The sequence below is a fragment of the Treponema zioleckii genome (assembly GCF_014737315.1).
In the GTDB taxonomy this organism is placed as follows: domain Bacteria; phylum Spirochaetota; class Spirochaetia; order Treponematales; family Treponemataceae; genus Treponema_D; species Treponema_D zioleckii.
Genome location: NZ_JPUF01000108.1, coordinates 1 through 4948 on the forward strand (window position 1 = coordinate 1; position 4948 = coordinate 4948).

A 4948-nucleotide genomic window follows, 5' to 3' on the forward strand; every position below is an offset into this window, starting at 1 on the left:
GATATTGATATATAATTCAGAGAAGTCTTCAAAAGTTAATTTCTGCAACTGATCAGATAAATCATTTTTTACAATAATACAATAAAGAAACAGCTTAAAATTATTCTCAAGCAAAAAATCAAAGAACATATTCTGTGTTTTTATATCTGTTATCATTCCAGAAACAAAGCTAAGTATTTCGAAATAACTTTCGTCATTTATAATTTTCTTATAAAAATCAAAAGTATCATCACTGAATGGGTAAGTCTTATACATATAAAATGCTATAAGATATTCCTTAAATAAACGATGTTTGAATTCATAATTTTGTCCAACAACAAATATTTCATTTCTAAATTTGCCAAAAGCTTGGCTAGCAGAAAATAAAGAAGAAAAATATTCATCAAACTCTACGTGTGTATAAGAATTTTTATCAAAATTTTCAAATGCAATCTTTCCAATTTCGCAGAATAATTTGGAATAATTTATATCAGGTATTTCTAATCCTTTCTCTTCATCTCTTTTTCCAGCTAGAAAGAGACAACAATGTTCCAAAAGTTTCGATTTATTATAGAATTTTGAAAAAGCTTCTTCTTGTTTATAAACTTTTGTTACAAGGCCCAGTAAAAATGGATTTTTAAACAATTCAAAATAACTTGATGAAAACTTTGTTTCATTAATTTTATTTTTCTGAAGATATCCCCTAATTTCCCCATCAGTTAATGGATTTAATAAAAAATCTTTATAAATGATTAAATCATTATGAAATTGATTTGTACGACAAGTAATAAATGAAAACATCTTTGGATACAAAGCAGCAAATTTATTTATTTCATTAACTAAAGCTCTATATTGAGATTTTTCTATTACTTCATCAAGACCATCTATAATTAAGATTATATTGTCATGAATATTATCTTCATAATATGTATCAGTGTTTATTTTGGTAAATGGTCGTAATTGTTCTTTTATGCCTTCTTCTAAAGTATCAAAAGAGTTTTTGTATAAATTAGCCTTTAGAAAAATTGGTATATAATTACCGAATTTTTTATCTGTCAAAATCCTTTGTGATAATTGTATTGCTTCAAAAGTTTTTCCCATTCCAGCATCAACAAGTAAAACAATCTTTCTATATTTCTTTAGTTCTTCAAATAAAGAAAATGTCTTTTCCGGGTTTTGACTATCTGATATTGTGCGATTTATATAACTATGAAATTGAATATTTAATAAGCGTAACAAATATTCCGAATACTCTTTTCGAATAGTTTCTGAGAAAACTTCTTCCGTATGGATAATTCGTTTTGAAAGAGAATATTGTGCAGCCTCATCTTTTCCTAATGCATATGTATCCAAAACAAAAGTATTTTTTTCTGAGCCTGAATATGTATAAGGAGTAACGGTAACAGAAATATCATCTGAAATTAAATCTATATCAATTATTGAAAAACCGTTTTCATAGTTATGATTCTCTTCCATCCAATTGCTTGGTATAAGCCCCTTTGAAAGCGATATAACGCTTTTTCTATCTATCGAATCAGTAATTGATGCTGAACCAGAAGAATGTGTATGCCCAAAACAACATAAATTAAAATTTGTTATTATATTTTCAGTCATTGTATCAATATCTGAGCATTTATCTATTTTATAGTGCGATAGCAATATATTGAAATCATTATCTCGAATTTTTGGATAGTTATCTTGAATCTGATTTATTCCAAGAATTATTTTTGAATCGTCATCAAAACAACGCCAAGCTGAATTAACACATAGAATACCTAATTTTACATTATTCACGCTTCTTACATGATATGAATCAAAATAAGAAATCGTACTATCGTCATTATCTTTGTAAAAAGCTTCTTCATACCTCTTAAAAGGAAGCATTCTATTTATACCAACATGCTCTTCAATAGTTCTTTTTTCGTTAATAATTTTATTTATTTCTGTATTTTTTTTATTTGTGGAAAGTTGTTGTTTTATTTTATTTTCATCATCTTTATCTAATTCTCTATTTACATCGTGATTACCAGGGCAGATAAAAATTGATTGTTTATCAATATCAATAACATCTACTAATGGAGAGATAAAATCTTTATCAAAATTAGAAAAAGCTTCATCTGTAGAAGCAAACCCTCCAGTTCCTTGATTAATCAAATCTCCTGTAAGGCAAATTACATCTATTTGTTTTTCTTTATTCTTTTCTTTTATGAATTCCAAGAAAGGTGCTTTCACCATTCTTTCAAAGGCATCCATATTCTTATTTGAGTAATGAATATCAGAGATATGTAATATACGAAGTTTTTTATCATTTGCATCTGTCATTCTTATATACTCCTTTTTCCAGTGACCACTTCAAAAATGAGTGACTTCTTGTATTCCGTTAAATCTGCGATGAGCGATTCTTTTTCGGCGATAAGACTGTCGATTTGAGCACATTTTGAGTCAAGCATTTTGGCTATTGCTTCTTGCTCTGGAAGAGGTGGAAGTACTATATTAACATTTGATAAGATTCTTTTTGTTATGCTGAATAATTTAACTCCATTGCATCTACTTCTTATTTGATTTCTCCAAGCATCAGTTTTAAATAAATATGCTAAATACTTATTACTTTGCTTTATTTTCGATGAAAATATAATTGTATGATAACCTGCAAATAAAGTTTGTTCTTCATCTACATAGACACAATTTCCACATCCTTCTAAATCCTCTGATGTATCAGCGAATATAAAATCACTTTTATGAACTAAAGAATTTGAATTACTTGTTAAATATGATTCATCAACGAATCTCTTTAACGAATCATCTATTCTGGTTCCTGAGTTTTGCTTTGAATGAATTTGACCATAACTTATTACTGAAACACCAGCCTCTTTTAGATTTTCTTTTGTAATTGGTAGTCCTTTACCAAAATCAAAAAGATTCTTTAATCGTTTTACTTCCCATCCTTCAGGAACTTCGCCAATCCATTCAATTCCGCTGTCTTTCTTTTTGCAGTTCAAGTTTTTGCCCGTTACCGCTTCAAAGATTACAGACTGTTTCCATGCTTTGTATTCTTCTATGGATTTTTTTGATTCTTCGATTATGGAATCAATCTCAGAAACTTTTTTGTCGAGATATTTGGCTATGCGTTGTTGAGTTGCTTTTTTAGGTGGATAAACTATAGGCGTATTCAAAAAATCATCAATATTTAAATCCCACTGACCAACTCGCAATCCAGTTGAAAGTCTTTCAAATTCTTGTGCATACATTTTATTACGAAGAAGATAATGTATGTACTTTTTATCAATTTCTTGATTTGTAAATTCACAAACATAATAAGCAGGGCTAACAATACCTTCATAATCAGAAACAGCGAGAGAGCCTTGCCATGTTTTCATTTTATTGAGAACTAATTCACCTTTTTGGACAAATTTATATGATGCGGTATCGTCAGATGTAACATTGTGGTTATCATCTCTAGAATTTTTAGGAACAATTCCTAAATCTCTATAAAGCGACAAAACTTCTGCTTCAGGATGATTTTTTATACTCTTATTACGAAGAATTGTTTTTGCTTTTGAAATTTTCCAATCATCAGGAATTTCCCCAATCCAGTCTATTCCGCTTTGTTTCATCTTTTTTCTCCGTCAATATGGGAGTGTCTTTCTGCGAAGATTTCTTTTTGTCGCTCAATCTCGTCCGCAAGTTCTTTTTCTGTCGGGAGCAGAGTCAGATACTTACTTGCAAAAATCTGCTTGGAGTCGTTCAGCACAGAATACTTCGCCACAGTTTTGTCGGTTTCTGAACAAAGCAATATGCCAATGGTCGGGTTGTCATCTTCTTTTTTGTAGATGTCGTCAAACATACGAACATAAAAATCCATCTGCCCTACATCGCGGTGAGTAAGCGTGTTCATCTTCAAGTCCACAAGTACAAAGCATTTGAGCAAAAAATTGTAAAACACAAGGTCGATGTAAAAATCTTCTGTTTCCGTCCGCACAAGTTTCTGTCGCTCCACAAAGGCAAAGCCTTTTCCCATTTCAAGCAAAAAATTTTGCAGGCTGTCGATTATTGCCTGTTCAAAGTCGCTTTCTTCATAGCTTTTATTTTCCGGAAGCCCCAAGAATTCAAGCACATATGGATTTTTTACGAATTCAAGCTTTTTGTCCTGAAATTCTTTTGTATTCTGCTCCATTTCTTTTATTACAGGCTCTTTTATCTGCGAACTCAAAAGCCTCTCATAGTATTTTGTGCCGATGTTCCGCTCCAAAGTCCGAGTGTCCCAATTTTGTGCCGCACTTTCGTTGCAGTACCAGTCGCGAGCTTCTTTTTGCGTAACGCGCATAATCAGCTTGTAATGGCTCCAAGTTAAAATTCTCCACATTGCGGAGAATTTCTCTGGCTCTGTGAATCGCTCATAGAACATACGGAAATTGTACAAACTTTGCGTTGAAAAGCCTTTGCCGAATTCCTTTGTAAGTTCTTCCGAAAGATTCTTTATAATTTCTTTTCCGTATTCCGCCCTGTTTTCGCCGTTCTGCTCCTGCAAGACAATTCTTTTTCCCGTAAGCCAATAGGCATAAACCATCGCATAATTCACATGATTTTTTGCATATTGCCTTGATTGGGTAAATATGGCTTTTATGTCGGAAACATAATCTTCCGTAAAAGCTATTTCTGATTCATAGTAATTCGCAATTTCAGGTTCCATTTCTTCTCACCTCACTTCCGACTTTTCACTTCGAATGAATTTCCCCAATCCAATCTATTCCGCTCTGTTTCATTTTTGAAGGATCTGAAATTGCAATCAAAAGTTTATATTGTGACCAGTTCAATTCCGTCCGCAGTGCAGACGGAATTTGATACAGGCGATAAAACTGTCTTGCACTGTTGATAATCGTTCTTGCATCATCAATAATGTTTGAGGTCTTTTTATATGTTATAACCGAATTTTCTGTTTTTTCGTTCATTTTTAATCTCCCTCGTATAT

At 31.6% G+C, this 4948-nt stretch carries 4 protein-coding genes; all 4 read right to left on the reverse strand.

Features of this window, described 5'->3' with window-relative positions; translation table 11 throughout:
- Positions 1-2301 (reverse strand): metallophosphoesterase (locus JI65_RS16340; protein WP_191018234.1); only part of this gene is annotated, 2301 nt, incomplete at its 3' end.
- A 2-nt stretch (positions 2302-2303) separates the two neighbouring features.
- Positions 2304-3593 carry a restriction endonuclease subunit S gene (locus JI65_RS16345; RefSeq protein WP_191018235.1) on the reverse strand — a complete coding sequence of 430 codons (1290 nt, stop codon included), beginning with the start codon at positions 3591-3593 and terminating at the stop codon, positions 2304-2306.
- The gene (locus JI65_RS16350; RefSeq protein ID WP_191018236.1) at positions 3590-4669 is read right to left on the reverse strand and encodes a PDDEXK nuclease domain-containing protein; all 1080 of its coding nucleotides are present in this window, start codon (positions 4667-4669) and stop codon (positions 3590-3592) included. The genes JI65_RS16345 and JI65_RS16350 overlap by 4 nt, the downstream gene beginning before the upstream one ends.
- Before the next feature lie 25 nt (positions 4670-4694).
- Positions 4695-4948 (reverse strand): hypothetical protein (locus JI65_RS16355; protein WP_277950611.1); only part of this gene is annotated, 254 nt, incomplete at its 5' end.

What these genes read in the sequence shown, in the direction of transcription:
- JI65_RS16350 (WP_191018236.1), bottom strand. Translation starts at nt 4,669, where the DNA reads ATGGAACCTGAAATTGCGAATTACTATGAATCAGAAATAGCTTTTACG.
- JI65_RS16345 (WP_191018235.1), bottom strand. Translation starts at nt 3,593, where the DNA reads ATGAAACAAAGCGGAATAGACTGGATTGGGGAAATTCCTGATGATTGG.